General features: G+C 34.1%; 24 protein-coding genes and 2 pseudogenes. 4 read left to right on the plus strand and 22 right to left on the minus strand.

Features of this window, described 5'->3' with window-relative positions; all coding sequences use genetic code 11:
* Positions 1 to 314: 314 nt before the first annotated feature.
* From B6D18_RS08865 to B6D18_RS08880, 4 genes and pseudogenes are all read right to left on the minus strand, one after another.
* Positions 315 to 1,190, minus strand: a pseudogene (locus tag B6D18_RS08865) (sigma 54-interacting transcriptional regulator); the annotation flags it as partial.
* A gap of 352 nt (positions 1,191 to 1,542) precedes the next feature.
* Positions 1,543 to 2,589, minus strand: coding sequence for a beta-N-acetylhexosaminidase (gene nagZ, locus B6D18_RS08870; protein ID WP_086364126.1), 1,047 nt, complete (start codon positions 2,587 to 2,589; stop codon positions 1,543 to 1,545).
* A complete protein-coding gene (locus B6D18_RS08875) occupies positions 2,589 to 3,212 on the minus strand; it encodes a penicillin-binding protein activator LpoB (RefSeq protein WP_086364127.1) in 624 nt (207 codons plus the stop codon). The genes nagZ and B6D18_RS08875 overlap by 1 nt, the downstream gene beginning before the upstream one ends.
* Positions 3,213 to 3,217: 5 nt before the next feature.
* Positions 3,218 to 3,565: an HIT domain-containing protein gene (locus tag B6D18_RS08880; protein ID WP_086364128.1), complete on the minus strand. Its 348-nt coding sequence runs from the start codon at positions 3,563 to 3,565 to the stop codon at positions 3,218 to 3,220.
* Positions 3,566 to 3,937: 372 nt separating this feature from the next.
* On the opposite strand from B6D18_RS08880, the gene rpsF reads away from it, so the two are divergent.
* From rpsF to rplI, 4 genes are read left to right on the plus strand one after another with little or no spacing between them, the layout of a single operon-like run.
* Positions 3,938 to 4,321 (plus strand): 30S ribosomal protein S6, encoded by a 384-nt coding sequence (gene rpsF, locus B6D18_RS08885; protein ID WP_065579333.1) that lies wholly within the window; start codon positions 3,938 to 3,940, stop codon positions 4,319 to 4,321.
* Positions 4,305 to 4,616, plus strand: a complete 312-nt coding sequence (gene priB / locus B6D18_RS08890; protein ID WP_086364129.1) for a primosomal replication protein N — start codon at positions 4,305 to 4,307, stop codon at positions 4,614 to 4,616. The genes rpsF and priB overlap by 17 nt, the downstream gene beginning before the upstream one ends.
* Positions 4,617 to 4,620: 4 nt before the next feature.
* Positions 4,621 to 4,848 (plus strand): 30S ribosomal protein S18, encoded by a 228-nt coding sequence (gene rpsR / locus B6D18_RS08895; RefSeq protein ID WP_025314965.1) that lies wholly within the window; start codon positions 4,621 to 4,623, stop codon positions 4,846 to 4,848.
* Between the two features lie 22 nt (positions 4,849 to 4,870).
* A complete protein-coding gene (gene rplI, locus B6D18_RS08900) occupies positions 4,871 to 5,320 on the plus strand; it encodes a 50S ribosomal protein L9 (RefSeq protein ID WP_086364130.1) in 450 nt (149 codons plus the stop codon).
* Between the two features lie 125 nt (positions 5,321 to 5,445).
* Here the strand turns inward: rplI and ggt are convergent.
* The 18 genes and pseudogenes from ggt to B6D18_RS08990 form a co-directional block, all read right to left on the minus strand.
* A pseudogene (ggt, locus tag B6D18_RS08905) lies at positions 5,446 to 7,151 on the minus strand (gamma-glutamyltransferase).
* Positions 7,152 to 7,402: 251 nt separating this feature from the next.
* A complete protein-coding gene (celB, locus tag B6D18_RS08910; protein ID WP_086364131.1) occupies positions 7,403 to 8,749 on the minus strand; it encodes a PTS cellobiose transporter subunit IIC in 1,347 nt (448 codons plus the stop codon).
* Positions 8,750 to 8,763: 14 nt separating this feature from the next.
* Positions 8,764 to 9,261: a hypothetical protein gene (locus B6D18_RS08915; RefSeq protein WP_086364132.1), complete on the minus strand. Its 498-nt coding sequence runs from the start codon at positions 9,259 to 9,261 to the stop codon at positions 8,764 to 8,766.
* Positions 9,262 to 9,272: 11 nt separating this feature from the next.
* The gene (locus B6D18_RS08920; protein ID WP_086364133.1) at positions 9,273 to 9,614 is read right to left on the minus strand and encodes a PTS cellobiose transporter subunit IIA; all 342 of its coding nucleotides are present in this window, start codon (positions 9,612 to 9,614) and stop codon (positions 9,273 to 9,275) included.
* 2 nt (positions 9,615 to 9,616) lie between these two features.
* On the minus strand, positions 9,617 to 11,626 hold the full coding sequence (locus tag B6D18_RS08925; protein WP_086364134.1) for a transcription antiterminator: 2,010 nt from the start codon (positions 11,624 to 11,626) through the stop codon (positions 9,617 to 9,619).
* A gap of 150 nt (positions 11,627 to 11,776) precedes the next feature.
* Entirely contained in the window at positions 11,777 to 12,094 is a 318-nt protein-coding gene (locus tag B6D18_RS08930) for a PTS cellobiose transporter subunit IIB (RefSeq protein ID WP_065613497.1), read from the minus strand.
* A gap of 25 nt (positions 12,095 to 12,119) precedes the next feature.
* Positions 12,120 to 13,556, minus strand: a complete 1,437-nt coding sequence (locus B6D18_RS08935; protein WP_086364135.1) for a 6-phospho-beta-glucosidase — start codon at positions 13,554 to 13,556, stop codon at positions 12,120 to 12,122.
* Between the two features lie 249 nt (positions 13,557 to 13,805).
* On the minus strand, positions 13,806 to 14,135 hold the full coding sequence (locus B6D18_RS08940; protein WP_086364136.1) for a carboxymuconolactone decarboxylase family protein: 330 nt from the start codon (positions 14,133 to 14,135) through the stop codon (positions 13,806 to 13,808).
* Positions 14,128 to 14,337, minus strand: coding sequence for a hypothetical protein (locus B6D18_RS08945; RefSeq protein WP_086364137.1), 210 nt, complete (start codon positions 14,335 to 14,337; stop codon positions 14,128 to 14,130). The genes B6D18_RS08940 and B6D18_RS08945 overlap by 8 nt, the downstream gene beginning before the upstream one ends.
* Positions 14,338 to 14,357: 20 nt before the next feature.
* Positions 14,358 to 14,891, minus strand: a complete 534-nt coding sequence (locus B6D18_RS08950; RefSeq protein WP_086364138.1) for an RNA polymerase sigma factor — start codon at positions 14,889 to 14,891, stop codon at positions 14,358 to 14,360.
* A gap of 261 nt (positions 14,892 to 15,152) precedes the next feature.
* On the minus strand, positions 15,153 to 15,437 hold the full coding sequence (locus B6D18_RS08955) for a YciI family protein (RefSeq protein ID WP_086364139.1): 285 nt from the start codon (positions 15,435 to 15,437) through the stop codon (positions 15,153 to 15,155).
* A 113-nt stretch (positions 15,438 to 15,550) separates the two neighbouring features.
* Complete coding sequence (locus B6D18_RS08960; RefSeq protein WP_086364140.1) at positions 15,551 to 15,778, minus strand: ChaB family protein; 228 nt, start codon at positions 15,776 to 15,778, stop codon at positions 15,551 to 15,553.
* 226 nt (positions 15,779 to 16,004) lie between these two features.
* Positions 16,005 to 17,000, minus strand: coding sequence for an MDR family oxidoreductase (locus tag B6D18_RS08965; protein ID WP_086364141.1), 996 nt, complete (start codon positions 16,998 to 17,000; stop codon positions 16,005 to 16,007).
* Between the two features lie 156 nt (positions 17,001 to 17,156).
* Entirely contained in the window at positions 17,157 to 18,392 is a 1,236-nt protein-coding gene (sstT, locus tag B6D18_RS08970; RefSeq protein ID WP_086364142.1) for a serine/threonine transporter SstT, read from the minus strand.
* Positions 18,393 to 18,870: 478 nt separating this feature from the next.
* Positions 18,871 to 20,619: a biotin carboxylase N-terminal domain-containing protein gene (locus B6D18_RS08975; protein WP_216818927.1), complete on the minus strand. Its 1,749-nt coding sequence runs from the start codon at positions 20,617 to 20,619 to the stop codon at positions 18,871 to 18,873.
* Positions 20,612 to 22,219, minus strand: coding sequence for a 5-oxoprolinase/urea amidolyase family protein (locus B6D18_RS08980; protein WP_086364143.1), 1,608 nt, complete (start codon positions 22,217 to 22,219; stop codon positions 20,612 to 20,614). Before B6D18_RS08980 ends, B6D18_RS08975 begins: the two co-directional genes overlap by 8 nt.
* A gap of 102 nt (positions 22,220 to 22,321) precedes the next feature.
* On the minus strand, positions 22,322 to 23,104 hold the full coding sequence (locus tag B6D18_RS08985) for a LamB/YcsF family protein (protein ID WP_086364144.1): 783 nt from the start codon (positions 23,102 to 23,104) through the stop codon (positions 22,322 to 22,324).
* Between the two features lie 8 nt (positions 23,105 to 23,112).
* Complete coding sequence (locus B6D18_RS08990; protein WP_086364145.1) at positions 23,113 to 24,348, minus strand: NRAMP family divalent metal transporter; 1,236 nt, start codon at positions 24,346 to 24,348, stop codon at positions 23,113 to 23,115.
* Positions 24,349 to 24,734 lie beyond the last annotated feature (386 nt).

Genomic DNA, 24,734 nt, shown 5'->3' on the forward strand with positions numbered 1-24,734 from the left:
ATATAAACTATCTACGTTCAGATTTTATTTTCAATATTGATATCTATTGTCAATATAAAGGAAAGCCTACTATATTAAATATATATATTCACTTTTTTAATCGATTCTTTATTAAGCATAAACTAAAAATTCTCAGTAATATTCTATATATAATTCGTTATAGTAGGAAAAATAAAGTGCCACTAAAACACTGTGTTTTTTTTATTAAAGTTGCTTTTAATAAAAATATTGATTTCATGTCACATAAAATAATTTCTTTACTTAATTAGTACTCTATGGATAATAAATTGACAAAATGACATCATAGATTTATTTCAATTAGCTTTACCCACCCCATAATCCCGAAGTTTATTCGCAATTGCCGTGTGGGATACTCCTAGTCTTTTGGCAAGTTTTCTTGAGCTTGGATATTTGACATAGAGACTTTTTAGGACTTCTTTTTCATAGTTTTTAGTCATTTCATCTAGCGTTTTGTTATCAATATCCCTAATCAATGAGATCTGAGTTGAAGTTATTGCTGGTAAAACAATGTCTTTTACCGTCAATTGTGAAGATGTTAACTGAGCCAATGCTGAATAAAGTACATTTTTAAGCTGTCTTACATTACCTGGCCATGAGTACTGAGCTAAATAAGGAATAACATCTTGATTAACTGTTGGCGGTGTAATGCCCTGTTTATTAGCAAATTCATCAATAAAAATTTGTGTAAGTGGTGCAATATCTTCCTTACGCTCTTGCAGTGAAGGTAAATTTAAGGACAACACATTCAAGCGATAATAAAGATCTTTCCTAAACTTTCCTTGTTCCACCAATTCAGCTAAATCAACTTTAGTTGCACAGATGATTCTAACATCAACATAAACTTCGTTATCATCACCGACTCGTCTAAAAAAACCATCGTTAATAAAACGCAATAATTTGGTTTGCATTTGGAATGACATTTCATCGATGCCATCAAGTAATACAGAGCCACCATTAGCCTGCTCAAAAAAACCTTTTTTACTTTCAAGTGCTCCCGGATAAGCTCCTGCGGCATGGCCATAAAGCTCACTTTCAACAACATCATCAGGCATAGCAGCACAATTAAGACCTAAAAAGGTTTGATCCCCCCTAGGGCTATATTGATGACATGCACTAGCCAACAAATCTTTACCTGTGCCAGTTTCACCGGTAATTAGTAATGGTTCTCTTTGCATTGAAAAAGCTTTAGCTTGAGCAATTAATTTTTGCATTGATTGGCTTTTAACAGCAAAAATATCAAAAGCATGACGTCCAACAACATTAATTTTTGATAACCGTTTTTTTAGATATTCAACTGGTTGCAAAACAAAGGTAATAAAGGATGATTCATTAATTTTCTGCAATAAAAAATACTGCGAGTTTAATACAATAATCGTATCGTCATGATCGGATAAATCAAATGTTGCATCCAAACTAAATGCATTTCGATAATCAAATGGCTGATCTAAACTTAATAAATTACTAGAAAATAACGCTTTTGCTGCATCATTATAAGCAACTAAATGAGTATTATTGTCGATTTTAATGATGGCTGCTTGCATTATAATGCTCCCACTTTTCATTCAACTTCATTAAATTTTGATGACGATTCTGCCAATCATGGCTCTTTATCAATTCGGCATAATTTACTTTGGTTTTAGTTAAGAGTAATTTTGCTTTATCGGTTAATAATGGCTGTTTTTCATTTAAACGAGTTAATGCATCTAAAATAGCTAATGTGCCATTTCGATTATTACAAGCCAATAATAAATCACAACCAGCATTAAGCGCTGCTTTAGCTCGCTGAGCATGATCCCCCAAAACAGAAGCTCCTTCCATCGATAAATCATCAGAAAATATAACACCATCAAAATGTAACTTTTCACGTAACACTGTTTTTAGCCAAAACTCTGACCCGCTGGCAGGTTTATCATTAAATTCAGGATAAATAACATGAGCGGGCATAATTGCATCAAGTTTTTTTTCAGCGATTAATTTGGCAAAAATCTGCATATCATTTTCAATGAGTTCTTTTGATCGATGATCGATTGGTGTTTCTTTATGAGAATCAGCAATAACATGACCATGACCAGGAAAATGTTTACCCGTTGTTTTCATACCTGCCGAATGCATACCATCAATCATTGACGATGCGATTTGATAAGCAATATAACTATCTTGATGAAATGATCGACTACCAATGGCTAAACAATCATGACCTAAATCAAGTACAGGTGCATAACTTAAATCAATGTCGTAGGCAATCAATTCCATCGCTAGTAACCAACCAGCGTCAAATGCTAATGATTTCGCTTTTTCTAAATCATTAAGCAAAGCAAAAGATTGCGCGGGAGGAATAAGAGTAAAGCCTTGCTTGAAACGTTGAACGCGACCACCTTCATGATCAACCGAAATTAATAAACGTTCTGATGTCGCGGAACGAATTTGCTTTATCAAGTCAGTCAATTGCTCAGGCGACTGATAATTACGACTAAATAAAATAATCCCTGCTACCATTGGATTTTTCAAAAGTGCTATATCATCATTGGTTAATGATGTATTCGGCACATCGATCAATAAAGGCCCCATTATTCAGCCACTCCTTGAGAAGGATCAGGATTAGCAGAATTTTTGGGTTGGATATCTTTTGTTGTTACACGTTGTAAAATTTCACCCGTTTGGGTTGAAAGTAACTCCATAGATAGATTGGCATCTTGATTCTCACTTGGTAACTTATAAAATGTGGTAAAAAGCACATACCCAGCATTTATTGACTTAGCCAAACCGATCATTTTGCTGCGAGAAACAAGTTTATCATCAACAGAAATACCTAACGCTTGTTTAGCTTGACTGATCGATTGTCTATCAGCCACAGAGAAAATGCTTTGCTTATTTAGTATATTATGTAACGTTGTATCAATCTGGTTTGTTGCTAAATAATCACCACTACGATTTTGGATATCACTAATTAACAACAGTTTATTACCTTCAATTGCTGATGAAGATTGCAATATTTTATTTACAACTGGAGATAATATATCATTCCAATCAGTTGTTTTAACTATTTGTGGCGGAGTATCTACCACCCCTGTGTTATCAGGGATTTCTACTGGCGGATTGACTTCAGTTTTTTGATTATAACCAAGAAGTTGACATCCTGCTAAACTAAAAGCAAGCATGCCCATTCCAACGATACGTTTAAACTGTTTCATATAAGTTAACCTATTAATCGCCCTAAATTTTTACCACCTAATAAATGCATGTGAATATGAAAGACTTCTTGTCCGGCATCTTTATTACAATTCATTATTAAACGATAACCACTTTCATCAATCCCTTCTTGCTTAGCAATTTTAGCCGCAACAACCATCATATGACCAAGCAGAGCTTCATCTGGCTCTGCAATATGATTTACAGTTGGGATCAATTTATTGGGAATAATTAAAATATGTGTAGGGGCTTGAGGAGAAATATCCCGAAAGGCAGTAACCTGATCATCTTGAAAAACAATATCAGCAGGAATTTCACGGCGAATTATTTTACTAAAAATGGTTTCTTCAGCCATATAAACACTCCTTTAAAAATAGCTATTAACCTTAAACTTGTATTATATAGAGAATAACATATTTTAATAACAAAGATGTATAGATATCGTTACATTTTTACACCTAATTCACTTGTTCAAGTAAAACTTTGCCAAAAAATTTTTTTTATTCTATTTATAATCGATTTTTAATTAAAATTTTTTAGTTATGATTAAAGGATTATTTTTTATTATAAAAAAACGAATAACACTTTTAATATTTATTCATTTGTTAAAGTAATTATTTTGATATATAATGCGCCGTCGATTTCAACCGCTTAATTTTCATGTTCCTTGCTTTCAATGGGTTGCGGTTGCCCCGACAGAAAGCTGATTAATCCGTAGGGAGCGATAATGCGTCATTACGAAATTGTATTTATGGTTCACCCAGATCAAAGTGAACAAGTACCTGGTATGATCGAACGTTATACTGGTACATTAACCACTGATGGTGGTAAAATCCATCGTTTAGAAGATTGGGGTCGTCGTCAATTAGCATATCCTATCGAAAAATTGCATAAAGCACATTATGTGTTAATGAATGTTGAAGCTACTCAAGAAGCAGTAAATGAACTTGAAGATAACTTCCGTTTCAATGATGCAGTAATTCGCAGTTTAATTATGCGTACCAAACATTCTGTAACTGAAACATCACCAATGCTAAAAGCTAAAGATGAACGTCGTAGTTCTGAAGAAGATTTTAGTGATGCAAACATGGACGATGATTCGGAAGAATAATCGTTTAGTTTTATCGGGATTGGTTACCAAAACCCCGATTAAAAAAATGAGTCCAAGTGGGATATCACACTGTCAGTTTTATTTAGAACATGTTTCTGAACAAATCGAAGCAGAACTCCCAAGACAAGCATGGTGTATAATGCCGGTTATTGTCAGTGGACAACAAGAGTTAAGTTACAGTATTAAAAAAGGCAGCAAAGTTTTGGTAAGTGGCTTTATTAGTACACATACTAAACGAGATAAAACCAGTCAAATAGTTTTACATGCTGACCAAATTAAACTATTAGGAGAATAGCCAAATGGCACGTTACTTCCGTCGTCGCAAATTCTGCCGTTTTACAGCAGAAGGCGTTAAAGAAATTGATTATAAAGATGTTTCTTTATTAAAAAGCTATATCACAGAAAGTGGTAAAATCGTACCTAGCCGTATTACTGGTACTAGTGCAAAATATCAACGTCAACTAGCTCGCGCTATCAAACGCGCTCGTTACTTGGCATTATTACCATATACTGACAATCATCAGTAATTAGCAACAGAGGGAACATATAATGCAAATTATTCTACTCGATAAAGTTGCTAATTTAGGCAACTTAGGTGATCAAGTTAATGTTAAAGCGGGTTACGCTCGTAACTTTTTGATTCCACAAGGTAAAGCAGTACCAGCAACTAAAAAGAATATTGAATTCTTCGAAGCTCGTCGTGCTGAATTAGAAGCAAAATTAGCTGAAACATTAAAAGCAGCTGAACAACGTGTTGCTGAGATCAATGCTTTAGGTAAAGTAACTATTACTTCTAAAGCAGGTGATGAAGGTCGTTTATTTGGTTCAATTGGTACTCGTGATATTGCTGATGCAGTTAAAGCTCGTGGTATTCAAGTATCAAAAAGCGAAGTTCGTTTACCAAATGGTGTATTGCGTACAACTGGTGAACACGAAGTGTTATTCCAAGTACACAGCGAAGCTTTTGCTAAAGTTATTGTTGATATTATTCCTGAATAATCATCAAATAATAGCTACAAAAAAACCCGTTTAATTAAACGGGTTTTTTGTTACTATTTATCTATTAGATAAATAGAGTCAAAATTGAATATTCTATATTTCGTTATTAAGTAATATTCACTCGATTATTTAACGATAATCGACGTTCCTCTGCCACGCAAATCAGATACGGGTTGAGGTTTATTATTAATAACTCTAATCGCTTGAATATCACCATTAAAATCTTGTTTTTCAAATTGGTATCCCATTTTCTCCAGTTGATTTTTGAAATCAATTGGTACTTCAGCCTGAAAAGGCTCGATAAAAATCACATTACTTGGTAATAATTGATGGTGGTAACGTGGCGCATCCATAGCTGATTTTAATGTCATGTTATTATCAAAAACATTTGTCACAACTTGAAAAATAGAAGTGAATATTCTCGAACCACCAGGGGTACCAAGAACCATAACAACTTCATTATCTTTAACTAAAATACTAGGTGACATAGATGATAGCGGACGTTTATTTGGCTCTATTGCATTAGCATCTTTACCTACAACACCATATTGATTGGCAATACCAGGCTTACTACTAAAATCATCCATTTCGTTGTTTAAAACAATACCGGTTCCTTCTACAACAACAGCAGATCCAAACCAACCATTTAAAGTATAAGTATTAGAAACAGCATTTCCCCATTTGTCTACAACTGAAAAATGAGTAGTTTGTAATTTTTCATGATTATTATCTAGTCCAGGTTTTACTTGCTCAGTAATTGAAACCGCATTGGCATTAATAGATTTAGCCCGATTAGCTAAATAACTATCATCAACTAATTTAGCAACGGGTACACTAACGAAATCAGGATCACCCATGTATTCAGCGCGGTCAGCAAAAACACGTTTTTCAATCTTTGCTAATAAGTGGACATAATGAGCAGAATTTACTTTGACATCTTTGAAATCATCAGCTAATTTTTGTTTCATTAATAATAATTGAATCAACCCAACACCACCTGAACTTGGCGGTGGTGCCGTTACTACTTGCATATCATGCCAATTAGCTATGATCGGATCTCGCCATTTAGCTTGATAATTGGCTAAATCATTTAGTGTGATTAAACCATCATTTTTTGCCATTTCTTGCGCAATTAATTGGGCTGTTTTACCTCGGTAAAATTCATCAGCACCATCTTTTGCGATACGCGTTAATACAGCGCCTAATTCAGGTTGCTTGAAAATTTTTCCTTCCTGCATAGTTCCAAAGTACTGTTTAAAATGTCCATTGCTAGGTGCTAGATCTTGTACTTCCTGATAACGTGTAATCAGCTGTTTATCAACCGTAAAACCTTGGTTTGCAAACCGAATAGCTGGGGCGCTATCACCTCTTGCCAACTAAGTTTGCCAAATCGCTGATGAACCGCCCACATACCAGCTACAGTTCCTGGAACACCTGATGCTTTATGCGAATATAAGCTTAAATCAGCCACTACATTTTTCTGTTTATCGAGAAACATATCTTTAGAGGCTTGATTAGGTGCTGTCTCTCGATAATCGATAAAATAAGGTTTTCCTTCCATCCAAATGGTCATAAATCCGCCACCACCGATATTGCCCGCTTCTGGATAGGTTACAGCTAAAGCAAATGCAGTAGCGACACCGGCATCAACTGCATTACCACCCTTTTTTAAGATTTCTTCTGCGGCGATGGCGCCATAATAATCGGGAGAAGCCACTGCACCAGCGTCAAACTTATGTTTTACATTTTCTATGGCCGCTACATATTGGCTTATTGATAGAAGAAAGATAATGCAACAATACTTTCTTAACTTGTGTTTGATATAGTACATTTCACATCTCCTTATTAAAAAATAATTATTCCCTTCTATTTTAATTTTGATAAAAAAATTAAGATTTTTATTCATTATTTGATCAAGAAGGAATTTTAAATATAGCATAGAAAATGGCTGTATCGATCAGAGATTGACCATTAAAAAAACTAATACTAGTTTAGCGAAGATTATCATTGAGTATATTACAAAGCCAAAAAGCACGAAATTGAGTTCATTCCGTGCTTTAATCTGTGAAGTAATAAATTAAGCTATTTAACTATTTGATTGTCAGATTTAGCTTGTTCTTCTTTATAAAGCTTGTTGTCGTACATTTTGACAAAAGGCAGGTAAATGACTAACGCTAAAATTGCTGAAAGTATCGCAACAAACATAGCTCGATAGTCCCCACCAGTACCAATAAACGCCCCTAATCCCATTGGGGATGGCCATGGTATTAATGCAATAATTGGATTCATAAACCCACTACTAATCGCAAAATAACCTAAAGTACCACATGCCATTGGTGCTAATAAAAACGGTAAGGCAAGATATGGGTTATACACTATCGGCATGCCGAAAATAATTGGCTCATTGATATTAAAAATTGCTGGGACTGCTGAAGCTCGCCCCAAAATTTTTAATTGACTCGATTTAGCACAAAAAGCAATAAAGAAAGTCATAAGTAACGTTGAACCTGAACCACCTAAAATTACCAATGAATTATTGAACTCACCAGCAAATGGAATATGTGCGCCGCCAACGTTTTCATTCATATTACTAAGCATTATAGGTGTAATGAATGCCCCAATTATACTAGCACCGTGAATACCAACAACCCAAAGCGCATGGATTAAAAATAGAATCACCATTATACCAAGCCAACTTTTAGTTAAATTGGTTACAAAGGTAAATGGAACACCGATAATATCAAATATATCCGTACCAAAATACACCAAAATTCCGTTTAGAATAAGAATTGTGAAAGCAATAACAAAAGTTGGAATTAATGCAGTGAATGATCGAGATACGCCTAATGGAACGGTTTCCGGCATTTTAACCACCCAATTACGACGTACACAAAGGAAATACAACTGTGTTGCAATAATCGCCATAACAATGGCAATAAAGATACCAGATGTACCTAAGCGATAAACAAATGGTTTTAAACGTAACCCATTAAAAACTAATTCACTTTGGTCATTAAGTAAAACCATTGCACCACTTTGCATGACCAATTCTGGTAGAGTCATAACAAAAGCAAATACCGATAACATAGCACCATTAAGTGCATTTACTTTTAAACCAGTTTCTTCTTCTTCAATTTTAGTTAATTCATAACCAACAACAATATTAAAATAGAGTGCTAATATCCCCATTGTTGCTGTATTTGCTATCATATAAAGATCACTTACTTTGAAAATAGTATTTTCAAATACTGTTTCTAAGCCAGTAAATGTCATCGGCAAAGTATTAAACACCAAAAACATCGATCCAACTATACAAAAAGGTACTGACGCCATTCCAGCTGCCATTACTGCTCGAACAATCTTAAACTGCGATATTTTTGCCATCGGAGTCATTAGATACTTTTGTAACAACACAAATCCGGTATTCATTTTGTTTTCCTCATTCAATTGATGATTTCTTGATAAGCTTGGATTCTTTTAAAATGTTTATCCTCATTACGCTCAATTTTTTTTAGTTTTATTAATATAAAAATAGTAAAAACTAAACTTGCTGCCAAAATGCCTAATATAATGTTTACCGCCTCCGGTGAATTTTTTAGAAATGGAAAGAAAAAGTGAAACAATGGGGTATAAATCAAAACCATTAACACGATAATGGATATTAATAATGTTCGGTACAATAAACGGGCATAGCGTAAATGATTTTTATGATTACGATAAAGCTTAATTTGCTCAAAACTGGTTAATGTAGCCATCACGATAAGCAACAGTGGTAGTGCTATAGCAATTGATAAGCTACCCAACAGAAAGACAGCCCAATACAGGTTAATAAATAGAAAGAAGGCTGTCGCATAACGAACCGCTAAAAAGCGATTAAAATAAAGATTAGTCAAACTGACTTTTTTATGCATTTTAAGTTGGCTTTCTAGTGGAGTATTCATCGCTAACCTCTTTATTGATTTGATAACTTATAGGTTTTTTGATAGAGATTACACATCTCAATGGCAACTTCGCGCAACGTCATTGTAGTCATTAGATGATCCTGAGCATGCACCATGATAATTTCCATCTCAATTTTACAACCATTAGCATAAGATTGTAGAAGATCGGTTTGCGATTTATGTGCTTCTAATATTTCCTCATTGGCCTCTTCTAACAGCTGATTTGCTGTATCAAATTCGGCGTTTCTCATTGCTTTGAAAGCAGCATGAATTTTGGTTTTGGCATTACCACTGTGTAAAATAATATTAAATGCGGTAATTTGAATATCCTCTGAGCTCATTTGGTCATTCATTGTTACGCTCCTTTTTCAATAAGTTGGATAAAAAGTGATTTAAACTGGTTAAAATTTGAAATTTTTAACATGGCTTGTTGCATGACCGAATCATCGATTAAATTGACAATTGCTTTAGTCATCATTGCTAAATGAGAATTTTGATAAATTGACGGTGAAATCATAAAAACGAACTTTACATCTGGGTAGTTTTCATCCCAACAAAGTCCTTCTGGAATAATGGCAGTCGCTATTTTAGCTATTTTACCTACTGGAATGGCTGGATGAGGAACCACAATGGTTGGACTAAAAAGTATCTCACCAATAACCATCCGTTTTTCCATTTGCTTTTGCATTTCACGTTTAAAGCTTTTTGCCTCATTAATAGACAAGAGATCAAGCAAATGATCCAAAATAGCTTGTTTAGATGGTTTGTTTGAGCACAAATAAAAATAATCTGCGGCAATATCATCAAAGATTTGGCTAATATAATGCGAATGATTTTGCTGTTTATCATCAAATGTTGTTACAAATGAATTTTTTGGCAATGAATTAGGTTTTTGTCTATGGGAAAGATAACGACGAATCGCTTGAACGTCTTCTTCACAAAAAAATACTGAAACATGAAATACTGGAACTTTGAATATTTTTGACGATAAATCGACCGAAGAAATAATAAAATCGATGTCATTTAACATTTCTGGATCAATTTCATAATAACCTCGTGTTGCCACAATTTTCACTCTTTCATCAAATTCACTTTCTACTCGATTTTTAAGTAATTGAGCACTACCCAGACCCGTTGCACAGATAATTAATACTTTGGCTTTCTGTTCATTTTTTAGTTTTTCAAGTGATGCTAAAAAGTGCAGTGCTAAATATCCCCATTCATCATCATTCACTTCATATTGTTGTAAATTGGGTAATTGATTGAAATAACGCTTAACTAACCCAAAGACCTCACAGTATTGGTGTTTGATTTCCTCTATTAATGGATTATCTAATTTAATATTCTGTTGTAAACGTACTAACATTGGTTTTAAGTGTTGGATTAATCCATTTTTTAATTGTTCATCATGCAAAAAAGGATAGCCTGTTTCTTGTTGGATCTTTAATAGCAAATTTGTTAGTGACGAACCCAAATCATCATCCAGATCATCTTGGATTAAATTAGATTTACTCATCAAATGTAGAGTAAGGTACATCTGTTCTTCTTTAGGAAAATGAAAACCAATAATCGATTCAATGCGAGTGATAATTCGCTCGGCAACTTGGTATTCAAGTGACGAATTTGTTGAAACAGGCAAATCAAGATTTTGAATAGAAAGTCCCGATTGTAAACGCTTAATACTTAATGATAAATGCAAGACAATATTTTGTATCATCACATCTGATAATTTAATATTTGCCTCACGACATTCATCTAAAATAATAATAGTTAATGAATCAAAACTAATGATTTCACAAGCTTGATTAAAATAGGACAAATGATGTAGAAAATTAATTGAATCCTCATGAAAAAAATAGCTCATTATAAAATGACGTTTAGCTTTTTCTTCACCATCAACAAAAACTAAAGAATGATTTTTTTTAATTGTTAGTTCATAAGGAAGTAATTGAGATTTAATTTCGGTAATATCTTTATTTAATTGAGATGAGCTGATAAATAGTTGTTCTGATAATGCTTCAACATCAATTTTTTGACTCTCCAATAACAATAAATTCAAAATATAATGTTTTCGTTCACTCGCTTCTCGACATTGAAATTGTTCAACATTTTTGTCTAATAAATGGTGTTCAATTAAAAATAAATTAAATGCATTTCGATCTTCAATTTGCAATTGAAAACCGTAACCTTGTTTACTTATTATATTGCCGCCATTACTTTCAATTATAGTTTTTAAATCTTTAAGATAGGTTCGTACGGTACGATCAGATAACGATAATTGCGTAGCTAGTTCTTGACTACTTTTATATTCATTTTTAGAACGAACAAGTAAACTAATTAGTTCTCGTTGTTTTTGTTTTATCATTATCTACTACACCTTAACTATTAATAATAATTTATCCAAAGGATTAAGTTACTAACATGGTAATGTCAAACTTAAACCGTTTTATGATGCGATCATTCATAAAAAAATCGCATCATATTAAGATCGGTAGAACAAAGATTTTCTTGAATATTAGTTAATATTATCCTCGACTAATTTAGCTAATTGTTCAATACCAGACGGTATTGGGATATATGCTTGAAAAGGAATACTCACCACAGGTTTTCCTACTTCATCGCCCAACGCTTTTAATTTATCAAACATCATCATGGTTTGAGGGCTAATTAAGAACAGTGAAAAATCACTATTTTTAATCTTATTACTACCTTCAGTTGCTGATACCGCATCAAGTTCAATGGCTTTATTTTGGCTAGCAAAAAATTCAGTAACTTTTTTAGCCATAAGTGATGATGACATACCTGCTGCACAAATAATTAACGCCTTTTTCATAACTTCTCCTAATGAATTTAAATCGTTATAAAATTTCACCATTTGACTCAATGACTTTTTTATACCAAGCAAATGAATCTTTACGACTACGTTTTAAGGTACCATTGCCTTTATTATCTTTATCGACATAGATAAAACCATAACGTTTTTCCATTTCACCAGTACCAGCAGAAACGAGATCAATACAACCCCATGGTGTATAACCCATCAAGTCAACGCCATCTTCAATAACGGCTAACTTCATTTGTTTGATATGTTCACGTAGATATTCAATTCGATAACTATCATGAACACTACCATCCGATTCAACTTTGTCATAAGCACCAAAACCATTTTCAACAATGAAAAGAGGCAAGCGATAGGTATCGGTAAGCCAATTTAATGTGTAACGCAAGCCTTCAGGATCAATTTGCCAACCCCAATCGGATTTTTTGACATATTGATTGCCGACTAAATCGGTTTTTTCATTATAATCATAATGATCATTACCTTTATTGTGTCTAACCACATTCGACATGTAATAGCTGAATCCAATATAATCAACCGTTCCTTTCGTTAATACTTCTAAGTCTTGCGGGGTAATATCGAGTTTGATATTTTTTCGTTGCCAATATTTTTGAATGTAATTTGGGTATTTGCCATGCACATGGACATCAGTAAAGAAGTACTTACGTTCCATCACTTTTTGCGCCATTAAAATATCACTTGGTTTGCAAGTTTCAGGATAAATTGGCACTAAAGCAATCATACAGCCAATTTGAAAATCAGGGTTAATCGCATGACCAATTTGAACTGCTTTTGCACTGGCAACTAATTCATAATGAGCAGCTTGATACATGATCTCCTCACGATTATCACCTTCTTTATAATAGATACCAGAATTAGTGAAAGGAGCAAAATCTTCGTTAAAATTAGCTTGGTTATTAATCTCATTAAAGGTCATCCAATATTTGACTTTATTTTTATAACGATCAAAACAGACTTCGGCAAAGCGAACAAAGAAATCGATTAATTTACGATTACGAAAACCACCATATTCGGTTACTAAATAATAAGGTAGCTCAAAGTGTGAAAGGGTAACAACTGGCTCAATGTTATATTTTAAACATTCATCGAACAAATCATCGTAAAACTTTAAACCTTCTTCATTTGGTTCAAGTTCATCACCTTTTGGAAAAATTCGCGTCCAAGCAATTGAAGTTCGAAAACACTTAAATCCCATTTCAGCAAATAACTTAATATCATCTTTATAATGATGATAAAAATCGATAGCTTCGTGATTAGGATAATACTCACCAGAAATAATACCTTCTGTGATTTTGCGATAACTTTTCGGCGATCCGACTGTCATCACATCAGCAACACTCATACCTTTGCCGCCAACTTGCCAAGCACCTTCCAATTGGTGAGCAGCAACAGCACCGCCCCATAGAAAATCTTTTGGTAAACCTTTATTATTCATAATCAATTACCTATGTTTATTGAGGATTCAAATTTAGTATAAGAGGAAAAATAAATAATTACTAACCAACTTTTTCCGCATTGATAAGGAAAATTGTAAATAGAATAAGGAAAATTTATCTTAAATTTGGATAACGAAGAGAATCAGGAAGAAAACAGGGAGTTGTAAATTTAAGAGAATAAAAATTTGGCAGCTAATTTTTGACTAAATAGCTGCTATTTGAACAATAATGCTAACCTGTTAACAATTTTATTGTTCAAATAATCGCTTTGCTAACAAACCATGCGCCATAGTTGCACCTGCTCTTACCGATGCGGAAATGGAAATTAATTCAGCCAACTCTTCTAAACTAGCTCCTGCTCGTTTTGCACCTTTGACATGAACATCAATGCAATAAGCACATTGCGTTGTTAGTGCGATAGCTAAAGCTATTAACTCTCGAGTTTTTATTGGAATATTTCCATCATATCGCTTAATCGTTTGCTGATCAAAATCAATAAATGCTTGTGTTTCATTTGGAGCTGATTTCAATAAACATGCTAAATATTTAAAATCTTCTCTCGATTGATAATCACTCATATTGTGTTCCTTTTTGAGTTTGTAATTTATTTATTAAACTTAACAACCAACAGGCAGGACAACCTTGTAACAGCAAAATGGCACCCACAACCAAAAACAATTTAAGCAAAAGCGGAAGTTGAAATAAAAATACAGCAAATATCAACGAAATTGCAGCTATACCTCTTATTAAATGTAAAATGATTGAGTTACGACAATACATAGAGTTCTCCTACATGTTATTTAAAAACTTGAAAGTTTTCGTGAATTAATTTTTTCTTTTATTAGCATTCTAGCTCGATGAAATCGGCTTTTTACCGCCTCAACATTAATACCTAGTTGGTCAGCGACTTCTAGGGATGAATATTCCCTAATATCTCTTAAAATTAGAACTTCTCGATAGATTATTGGCAAAACAAGAATTGCATTGATCAAATCAATTTTGAGATCGATATCTGTATATGCTGTTTTGAGGCTATCGAAATCAAAACCTGAATCAATATTCTCCGAATTCCTAATTCTTAATAATCGATAACATTCACGTTCGACAATTCGAAATAACCAACTACTGAAGGTAGCCACCGTTTTCAACATGCTTATTTTTCGATATAACTGCCATAGTGCAATTTGCACCGCATCATCAATATCTTCCGAGCTTGAACAGGTTCGTCTTGCAAATCTTTTTATATCTGGTTGACAAATGACTAGCAAATTTTCCAGTGCTTGCTTATCGCCCTTACAAGCTAATTCGATGAGTTGTTGTTTATTTTTACTCATTAGTTTTTAATCTCTAGCTAATAAAATCGTAATGAAATATTAAGTTTAAATGAGTTTAATGTAATTTCATTGATAAAATGACCATACTTATATAGAGGTTAAAAAATATAAAAAAGGTTCAAATTTTTTATTAATTTTTTTGAAATGAGGATTTAAGAATAGGAATAATTAAATAAGCTAATATGAATTTAGCTGCTTTGCGATAATTAACAATAGGTTTATCAATTTCACTAACAGCATTGTTAATGTTTTAGATAATCATTAGATAAAATCATCAAACCCTTTGGCATATTTGCTAGGAACAAATTCAATTAATTCATATTGAGCAATTTGGTGAATATAAAATGGATCTTGTTGTATGATAGACATGGCTTGTTCATGACTCTCAGCACGACAAATAATAATACCACCAGTGCGAGGAATTTTGCGACCTGAAGCAATAAAATGCCCAGATTGATAATAACGCTCTAGATAATCAATATGTGCTTGTAAATATTTTTCAACTTGACTAATAGGTTTGAGATAAGAAAGAGAAAAAATGAACATCATAACTCCTTAATTTAAATATGAATAAGCCAACTATCCATGTCAGCTTAGCATTTATTCTTATTTATAGCATTATTAAATAATAAAACAAGCTATCTAAAATGTTTTAAGTTTTATTTAGCTACCCATTTGCCATGCTCATCCTTATGATAGACCTTTTCAACCGCTGACCAAGCAACACGAAAAGCAACTTGTTCAGCATCACTTTTATCGCGTCTTTTTTTCGGATCTTGATACTCTTTTATGGCACTATTAAAAGCTTCTTTAAAAATATCTTGAGCATGGGTAGGTAAAACATGTCGGACTGATTCAGGTAAATCATCTCTTGTTAGATATGGCATATCACATTCCCCCCTCGAATTAATCACATATTATTGATAACTTTGATTAGTAATTGCGAACATCACTTAAAAATAGTTAAATTAGATTGAATTTAGTCTGATTTTACCCGAAATACAAGCATTATCACGCAATTGATAATATTATTTTTCATTTCAAATAATATTGACATTGATATAGCGGTGTATTTTTACACCGCTATATATTGTGATATTACTAGATATGAAATCACTTATTTACATCAACCACAAAGCGTCCTTTAATTTCACCAGCGATCATCTTATTTGCTATCTCAGAACATTGATTTAATGTAATGGTTTTAGCTATGTGAGTATACAGTTTCTCGTCCATGTTTTCTGCTATTAATTGCCAAGCTGCAACCCGTTTATCATAACTTGCCATCACACTATCCACTCCCGATAGTGTTACGCCGCGTAAAATAAATGGTGCCACGGTTGCAGGTAAGTCCATACCTTGCGCCAAACCACAACATGCGACTATGCCACCATATTGAGTTTGAGCACAAATATTAGCTAATGTGTTTGAACCAACGACATCTATTACAGCTGACCATAACTCTTTTTGTAACGGTTTATTCGGCGTTTTTAATGATTGACTATCAATAAATTCAACCGCACCTAGTTTTGATAAATACTCTTTATCAGAAGTTTTACTTGTTGATCCTGTAACGTTAAAACCCAATTTAGACAATAAAGCAATGGCCACAGAACCAACACCACCACTGGCACCTGTTACCAAAATTTTGCCATCTTGTGGTTTAATACCAAAATTAATAATGCGTTTTACACAAAGTGCAGCGGTATAACCGGCTGTGCCCATAGCCATTGACTGATAAGTAGTAAGGTTATTAGGTAGAGGGATTAACCAATCTGATTTTAGATAGGCATATTGTGCTAAACATCCCCAATGAGTTTCTCCACATCCCCAGCCATTTAAAATAACCAAGTCACCTGCTTGATAACGGCCACTTTGACACTCAATTACGGTACCCACACCATCGATACCCGGTACCATTGGCCATTGTCGAACTATCGGACTTTTATTCGTCAAAGCTAAAGCATCTTTATAATTGATGCTTGAATAATGGATTTGAACTAAAGTATCTCCCTGCTGTTGCAATAGCTGCTGTTTAGTAATGGCCTTTAAGGAATTTGAAAATCCAATAACTTCATCTTTCCCTAACATAATTGCATTGAATGACATGATAATTCCTTAATACATTTAATATGTAAATCATGATAAATATTCATCAGAGTAAATGCAATCATTGAGCTACTGATTGTGTTTTCAATTTATAAAAAAGCCTGATATCTATCAGGCTTAATAGTCATTATAAATTGGCTAACGAATAAATTGATTCTATTTTGCTTTATTACGCTGTACTTTCTCTGAAACAGCACCAATAAATACCACATCACTTGATGAATTAAGTGCTGTTTCAACTGAATCTTGAATTACGCCAATTGCAATACCAATACCAATGACTTTTGCTGAAATTTCATTAGGTATACCAAACATACTACAAGCAACAGGAATCAACAGTAATGAACCACCAGCAATTCCCGATGCTCCACAAGCACAAACACTCGTTACAATACAAAGCAATACGGCAGAAAGAACATCAACTTCTATATGTAATGAATTAACAGTTGCTAAGGTTAAAATAGTAATAGTGATAGCTGCACCTGACATATTAATGGCTGCCCCTAACGGTACCGCGACGGAATAGGTATCTTCATCCATTTTTAGTTTTCGACAAATTTCCATATTAACCGGTATATTTGCTGCCGAACTTCGAGTAAAAAAGGCTGGAATAGCACTCTCTTTTAATGAAGTTAATACTAATGGATACGGATTCTTACGCATGACCATATACGCCAGTAATGGATTAATGATCAATGCTACAATTAACATACTAGACACCAATACAAGAATTAAATGGGCATATTTAAGTAATTCTCCAAAGCCTGTTTCAGCAAGAGTTGAAGCGACTAAACCAAATACACCTAATGGCGCAAAACGAATAATAATTCTAACGATAAATGAAATAGCTACAGAAAGATCATTCATCATTGTTTTCGTGGTTTCACTTGAATGTCTTAATGCAATCCCAATACCAACACCCCAAATAATAAGACCGATATAGTTAGCGTTAACCAGCGCATTAATTGGATTGTCGATCATCTTGTTAAATAAAGTTTTTAGTACATCAAGAATACTACCTGGCGGTGTTAATTTAGTTTGATTGGCGGTATCACCTAAAGAGATATCAGAAGGAAAGATAAAACTAGCAACAGTTGCTAATAATGCTGCTAACATCATCCCTGCAAAATAAAGTGCCAATAGTTCCCCCATATTGGCCCGTTTACCATGTTGGTGATTAGATATTGAAGCAATAACTAAAATAAGTACCAAGATTGGAGCTACTGATTTCAAAGCATTAATAAAAAGAGATCCAATAAAGGACATATCTAATGCAACATCTTTTGAAATTGCTGCTAACGCAATACCTAATATTAACCCCAAAATAATTTGTGGTATTAATCCTATTTTGAAATAAAAACGAACCAATTTATTGGTTGAATGTGTCATAATGCTTACCTATGTATAAAATACAAAACGGCAACATTACCATAATTTAAAACTAAAACTATAAAAAAATTATCATGATAACTATTTTTTATATTACTTTGTTCAATTATTAAGTTTAATTATTATCCTGAGTCTATATTAGGGTTAGAAAGAGTCGTCAATAACAATTATCATTCAATAAAAAATTTTGAGGAAAGGGGTTTTTGAGAATGATAAACCGAGAGTAGCTATGGATATTTAATTCAAATTAGAGATAAATATTCGTTATTATATCGTTTAATTTATAAGTTAAGAGCTCAACAATAAGATTAGGGAGGTTAATATCAAAAACAGTAGGAAATTTAAATTACATATTAATCGCCGATATAACTGTTTCGCAAAGGCAATACTCATAATCTTAATATAAAAACAATATGTTTTACCAACTGCAAGAATCTAATAAAACATATTGTTATTATTAATTTATAAATTATTTTTAATACTAAATAATTTCAGCAATAGGATCATCAGCATTAACATACGCACCTTCGGTATGAGAATGTTTCAAAATACCTTCTCGATGAGCTATTACTTGAATTTCCATTTTCATTGCCTCGATAATTGCAATCATATCACCTTGTTCAACCTTTTGATTATCCCCAACCAACCATTTAAACAAATTGCCAGACACTGGAGCTGGAACAATTAAATCAAGATTTGTGTTTGTGGTTACAACTGATTGGACTTCACTATTGGTCTGGCTGATAGATAATCCAGAAAATAGTTTCGCAGGCAAACCAAGCTTACAACGTTTACCATCAATTTCAATAAAAGTATGGGTCAATATATCTTCTTGCTGCGGAAGTTGCCTTTTTGCTGGTTCAAGTTCTGCATTAAAATCCGTTTCAATCCAACGAGTATGCACATTAAACTGCTGGCAAAAATCAGGATGGTCTATCACTTTTCGATCAAATGATAGCACACTAGCAACTCCCTCAATGGCAAACTCAGCTAACGCACGGCGAGCTCTTGCCAAAGCCTGTTGGCGATTATTACCAACAATAATAAGTTTAGCCATGAGTGAATCAAATGTAGCAGGGATCACTGACCCTGCATTAACGCCACTATCTAAACGAACACCTGGACCTGTTGGTATATCAAAACGAGTTATCGTTCCGGCCGCAGGTAAAAAACCATTAGCAGCATCTTCTGCATTTATGCGAAATTCAATAGCATGCCCTCGAGGTTGAGGCATTTGTTTAATACTAACAGGTAATCCTTGCGCTATTCGTAACTGTTCTATAACTAAGTCAATTCCTGTTGTTTCTTCTGTCACTGGATGTTCAACTTGTAAACGAGTGTTTACTTCTAGAAAAGACAGTTTACCATCCTGACTCAGTAAAAATTCAACAGTACCAACGCCAATATAATTTGCTTTAGCACAGATATCGATTGATGCTTTAACTATTTGTTTTTCTATTTTTTCATCTAAAAAAGGTGCTGGTGATTCTTCTATCAACTTTTGATTACGACGTTGTAAAGAACAATCGCGAGTACCAACGACAACAACATTACCATGTGCATCTGAAATAACCTGCGCTTCAATATGTCGAGGATGATGTAAAAATTGCTCTAAGAAACATTCACCACGACCAAATGCAGCTGTTGCTTCACGCACAGCTGAATCATAGAGTTCTTCTACCTCATCCATTTGCCAAGCAACTTTAAGTCCTCGGCCTCCACCACCAAATGCTGCTTTAATTGCAATTGGTAATCCATGTTTATGCGCAAATTCAACAACTTCTTTGGCATTTTGTACAGGTTTATCTGTACCGGTAACTAGTGGTGCCCCTACTTCGATAGCAAGTTGTCGCGCTTTTACTTTATCGCCCAAAATGGCTATTGTTTCAGGATTAGGACCAATCCAAATTAAACCAGCATCTTGTACCGCTTTGGCAAATTCAACTCGCTCAGATAAAAAGCCATAACCAGGATGAACCATTGTCGCTCCAGATTTTTGCGCAATTGCAATAATCTTATCAATATTTAGATAGGTATCACTCGGTGTATTACCTGACAATCCATAAGCTTCATCAGCCATTTGCACATGCAGTGCATCCATATCAACATCGGCATAAATCGCTATCGATGCAAAATTCATATCTCGACAAGCACGAATAATCCGAACGGCAATTTCACCACGATTAGCAATCAATACTTTGTGTGCAACTTGTTTATTAATTTCAGACATGATTAACATGGCTCCCTTCAAATTCTTTAAAAACTCCAATCGGATTAAATTTTATTTTGGCATTAACTGGAATTTGACCAGCCAAATCCAAATGATAATTACATACTGCTGCAATAACCGGATAACCGCCTGTTAGAGGGTGATCATTTAAAAATAGTACTGGTTGACCATTAGCAGGAATTTGTATTGCCCCCATACAAGTGCCTTCACTTGGTAATTCTTGTTGTTTTTCGCGCTCTAAAGAAATTTCACCCAAAAGACGTAAACCAATACGATTTGATGCAGGGGTCACTTGCCACAATTGTGAAGTTAATTGTTGTATAGCTTGCTTTGTAAACCAATCGGTACGAGGACCAAACATTATATCCAATTCGACAACATCATCTTTACACGGATAAGAGATAGCGGGAGTTTCATTTAAAGAAAGTGCATTAAAAGTCTGACCATTCTTAATTGCCAATGTTTGACCAACTTTTAGCGGACTCGGACCGACTTGCGCCAATGTATCAAAAGAACAACTCGCTAAAATTGGTTGAATTTGCAAACCACCACGCACAGCAACATAACTACGTACACCATACTGTACGTTACCTAAATGAACAATATCACCTTCTTCTAATTGAATTGGTTGATACATATGAGCAAAATAGCTTTCACCGCTAATTGTAGTAATTTTAATCTCACATGACGCCCCTGTCACAGCAATTAACATAGCGCTATTAATACGAGCTTTAAAACCGCCTTGAGTTATTTCTAAAACAGCCTCATTAGTTGGATTACCTAGTATACGATTGGCACAATGTAAAGCTGCTTTATCCATTGCACCCGATTCTGAAATACCTAATTCAGCTTGTCCTATGCGGCCATTATCTTGTAATAAAGTTTGAATCCCTGTGGCTAATATCTCAATATCTTGCGGTTGCTCTTGTTGTTCAACCGGTAGGGTTACTTTTTTCGATTCTGGTAAACTATATTTAGTGGCAGTCTTACTTGCATCAATAAAATTTACTCGTGTGCCTGGTTTAAAGAGTGCGGGCTCATCACGATAAATATCCCACACTTTAACTTCGGTAACACCAATCAGTTGCCAACCTCCGGGGCTTGCTTGTGGATAAACACTACTAAATTCACCAGCTAAAGCTACAGAGCCAGCAGGAATACGAACCCGGGGAGATTGACGGCGAGGAACGTTAAGCTGAATATCCTTGGCGACCATATAAGCAAAACCAGGTGCAAATCCGCAAAAAGCAACCTGATATTCATTACTTGTATGTCTAGAAATAACCTCAGCAACGCTAATGCCTAAATATTCTGCTACAAAGCCTAAATCCTCACCATTATAATTAACTGGAATGGTAACTAATTCACCTGCTCTTAATTGCCCTGAAGATACATCTAATTGAGCGATATATTGAGCAAGTTTATTTCCATCCATAATAATGGAATTATATCGAACTAACACTGTCCGAGCTGCTGGTATTATTTCATTTATATTCCATACATCTTTTTTATATTGTAATGCATCAGTTAATGCCATCACTTGTTCTAGAGTATCTAACTCGACAAGCAGAGCATCAATATTAACTGGTAAAAAACGCATTATGCACCTCTAAACACTGCAAAAAAGATTGTTTATAAGTAAATCTTTATTTGATAACTACGGCAAATAATTGAATTATATTGTTGCAATATCTACTGCAAATTACTCATTAATAACATCGGTAAATGAAACAATTTTAACGCCATTATTTTGTAATTGTTGGCTAACTTTTTGCGCCATCGCTAAAGCGCCCATACTATCACCATGAACACAAATTGATCCAGCATCAATCTCAACAAACTCGCCTTCAATTGATATCAAACCACCTTCATTAACAAGTTGTAACATACGATTGGCAACAATATCTGGATCATGTAAGACTGCACCAACCTCTTTACGAGAGACTAATGTACCATCGGTATGATAAGCTCTATCAGCAAATGCCTCAGCAACAACTTTCAAGCCACTTTCTTTAGCCCAGCTAATTAATGGTGATCCGGCCAAAGCGACTAAAACAAGATGAGGATTGATCAAACGAATGGCATCAATCGTTGCCATTGCTTGTCGCTTATCATGTGCTATCGTATTATATAAAGCACCATGCGGTTTAACATAACTAACTTTAGCATCAATAGATTTTGCTAATCCCGTTAATGCGCCAATCTGGTAAATAATATCAGCAATTAATTCTTCAGAGCTAATATCCATATTTCGTCGACCAAAACCGACTAGATCAGGATATCCCACATGAGCACCAATACTAACATTATTTAACTTGGCTGCTTTTAATGTTTTTAAAATCCCTTCTGGAGAACCAGCATGAAAACCACAGGCAATATTGGCACTGCTAACAACTTTTAGCATTGCTTCGTCATTACCCATTTGCCATTGACCAAAACTTTCGCCAAGATCACTGTTTAAATCAATAATCTTATTAGTAATCATGATGCCCTTCATTTTAAATGATTAAAAATAGTGAAAACAGACATTGCACCCATATACCACGTGATAGCACAAACCAAAAGTCCTGACCACAATAGCCATCTAGGGTAATGATAACCAGACATTAAATCTGCCCGTTTCCATCCTATGTAAACAAAGATAGTTAAACCAAGTGGTAATACCAAACCATTAAATCCACCAGCAAAAACCAGCAATGATACCGGAGCGGTACCCATAATTAAATAAATCGCCAACGAGGCAGCAATAAAAACAATAGTCGCAAATTGACGTTGCTTTTCACTAATATTACGTTTAAACGGCGTAATAAAAGTCATTGAGGTATAAGCCGCACCAATAATACTCGTGATGGCTGCCGCCCATAATATCAAGCCAAAAATACGCAAGCCTAATTCACCTAAAGCGGCTTGGAATGCTTGTGATGCTGGATTAGCAGCATAACTTGAAATATCGATTTCAACCCCACTGGCTACTACGCCTAAAATGGCTAAAAACAAAATATAACGCATTAAACCAACAACCATGATCCCTTTTGTTGCCGCACCAGATACATAGTCTATATGTTCTACACCAACCATACCTTTATCGAGTAAACGATGAGCGCCTGCATAGGAAATATAACCACCAACAGTACCACCAACAATGGTTGTAATTGAAGCAAAATCAATATTTGATGGTATAACTGTCTCTTTTAAAGCCTCACCAACAGGAGGATGAGAAGCAAAGACCACAAACAGCGTCAAAATGATCATCAATAAACCTAAACCAATCATTAGGCGATCAATAAAATTACTCGCTTTACGTGATGAAAATATATAAACCGCCATTAGGGCACTAATTGCCCCACCCCACTTAGGATCAAGGCCTACTAATGCATTTAATCCTAGACCAGCTCCAGCTATATTGCCTATATTAAAAACTAAACCACCAAATATAATTAGTATTGCTAATATATAACCACTAAAAGGTATAGTACTATTAGCGATATCTGATGAGTTCATTTTTGTTAATGCAACCACCCGCCAAATATTTTGCTGAACCACAAAATCTATAATGATAGAGGCCAAAATACCAAAACCAAAAGCAGTGCCAAGTGTCACGGTAAAAGTAGCTGTTTGAGTGATAAAACCGGGACCAATTGCCGAAGTTGCCATCAAAAAGATTGCACTAATCAGCGATGCTCGCCTATTTTTTACAAAAGCAACGGTACTGCTGCTATGATTTTCCATACGCATGTTCCTCTTTACTAAACTTCTCTAGAATTATAATTAATCTGATATCAATATATGCAATTAATATGCCAATATTTCTAACATATTTCAAAAAACAATAGCAAACATAATTACTATATTTTTAACAAAAAACTAATTAAAAAAAATTATAATGATTGATAATCTGTAAAAAATAAACCTCTAGAGATATCTAAAATCATTTAATAATCATGATATAACTTAATAAATTTAGCAAAAAACTAAATAATAATTACTAATATTTTAAAAAAAATATTATAAATTTTTCAGATGTAATTATTTTTATAATAATTTGTCAATTAATTTAAATAACCATTGCACTTGAATTGAACCATTAACTCGCTATTTTTCTATCCATCATAAAC

Source organism: Gilliamella sp. A7 (assembly GCF_002142015.1).
GTDB classification, from domain to species: Bacteria; Pseudomonadota; Gammaproteobacteria; order Enterobacterales; family Orbaceae; genus Gilliamella; species Gilliamella apis_A.

Coding starts and splice junctions, on each gene's coding strand:
- nagZ (WP_086364126.1), bottom strand. CDS start 2,589: ATGGGGCCTTTATTGATCGATGTGCCGAATACATCATTAACCAATGAT.
- B6D18_RS08875 (WP_086364127.1), bottom strand. CDS start 3,212: ATGAAACAGTTTAAACGTATCGTTGGAATGGGCATGCTTGCTTTTAGT.
- B6D18_RS08880 (WP_086364128.1), bottom strand. CDS start 3,565: ATGGCTGAAGAAACCATTTTTAGTAAAATAATTCGCCGTGAAATTCCT.
- rpsF (WP_065579333.1), top strand. CDS start 3,938: ATGCGTCATTACGAAATTGTATTTATGGTTCACCCAGATCAAAGTGAA.
- priB (WP_086364129.1), top strand. CDS start 4,305: ATGATTCGGAAGAATAATCGTTTAGTTTTATCGGGATTGGTTACCAAA.
- rpsR (WP_025314965.1), top strand. CDS start 4,621: ATGGCACGTTACTTCCGTCGTCGCAAATTCTGCCGTTTTACAGCAGAA.
- rplI (WP_086364130.1), top strand. CDS start 4,871: ATGCAAATTATTCTACTCGATAAAGTTGCTAATTTAGGCAACTTAGGT.
- celB (WP_086364131.1), bottom strand. CDS start 8,749: ATGAATACCGGATTTGTGTTGTTACAAAAGTATCTAATGACTCCGATG.
- B6D18_RS08915 (WP_086364132.1), bottom strand. CDS start 9,261: ATGAATACTCCACTAGAAAGCCAACTTAAAATGCATAAAAAAGTCAGT.
- B6D18_RS08920 (WP_086364133.1), bottom strand. CDS start 9,614: ATGAATGACCAAATGAGCTCAGAGGATATTCAAATTACCGCATTTAAT.
- B6D18_RS08925 (WP_086364134.1), bottom strand. CDS start 11,626: ATGATAAAACAAAAACAACGAGAACTAATTAGTTTACTTGTTCGTTCT.
- B6D18_RS08930 (WP_065613497.1), bottom strand. CDS start 12,094: ATGAAAAAGGCGTTAATTATTTGTGCAGCAGGTATGTCATCATCACTT.
- B6D18_RS08935 (WP_086364135.1), bottom strand. CDS start 13,556: ATGAATAATAAAGGTTTACCAAAAGATTTTCTATGGGGCGGTGCTGTT.
- B6D18_RS08940 (WP_086364136.1), bottom strand. CDS start 14,135: ATGAGTGATTATCAATCGAGAGAAGATTTTAAATATTTAGCATGTTTA.
- B6D18_RS08945 (WP_086364137.1), bottom strand. CDS start 14,337: ATGTATTGTCGTAACTCAATCATTTTACATTTAATAAGAGGTATAGCT.
- B6D18_RS08950 (WP_086364138.1), bottom strand. CDS start 14,891: ATGAGTAAAAATAAACAACAACTCATCGAATTAGCTTGTAAGGGCGAT.
- B6D18_RS08955 (WP_086364139.1), bottom strand. CDS start 15,437: ATGTTCATTTTTTCTCTTTCTTATCTCAAACCTATTAGTCAAGTTGAA.
- B6D18_RS08960 (WP_086364140.1), bottom strand. CDS start 15,778: ATGCCATATCTAACAAGAGATGATTTACCTGAATCAGTCCGACATGTT.
- B6D18_RS08965 (WP_086364141.1), bottom strand. CDS start 17,000: ATGTCATTCAATGCAATTATGTTAGGGAAAGATGAAGTTATTGGATTT.
- B6D18_RS08975 (WP_216818927.1), bottom strand. CDS start 20,619: ATGTCTGAAATTAATAAACAAGTTGCACACAAAGTATTGATTGCTAAT.
- B6D18_RS08980 (WP_086364143.1), bottom strand. CDS start 22,219: ATGCGTTTTTTACCAGTTAATATTGATGCTCTGCTTGTCGAGTTAGAT.
- B6D18_RS08985 (WP_086364144.1), bottom strand. CDS start 23,104: ATGATTACTAATAAGATTATTGATTTAAACAGTGATCTTGGCGAAAGT.
- B6D18_RS08990 (WP_086364145.1), bottom strand. CDS start 24,348: ATGGAAAATCATAGCAGCAGTACCGTTGCTTTTGTAAAAAATAGGCGA.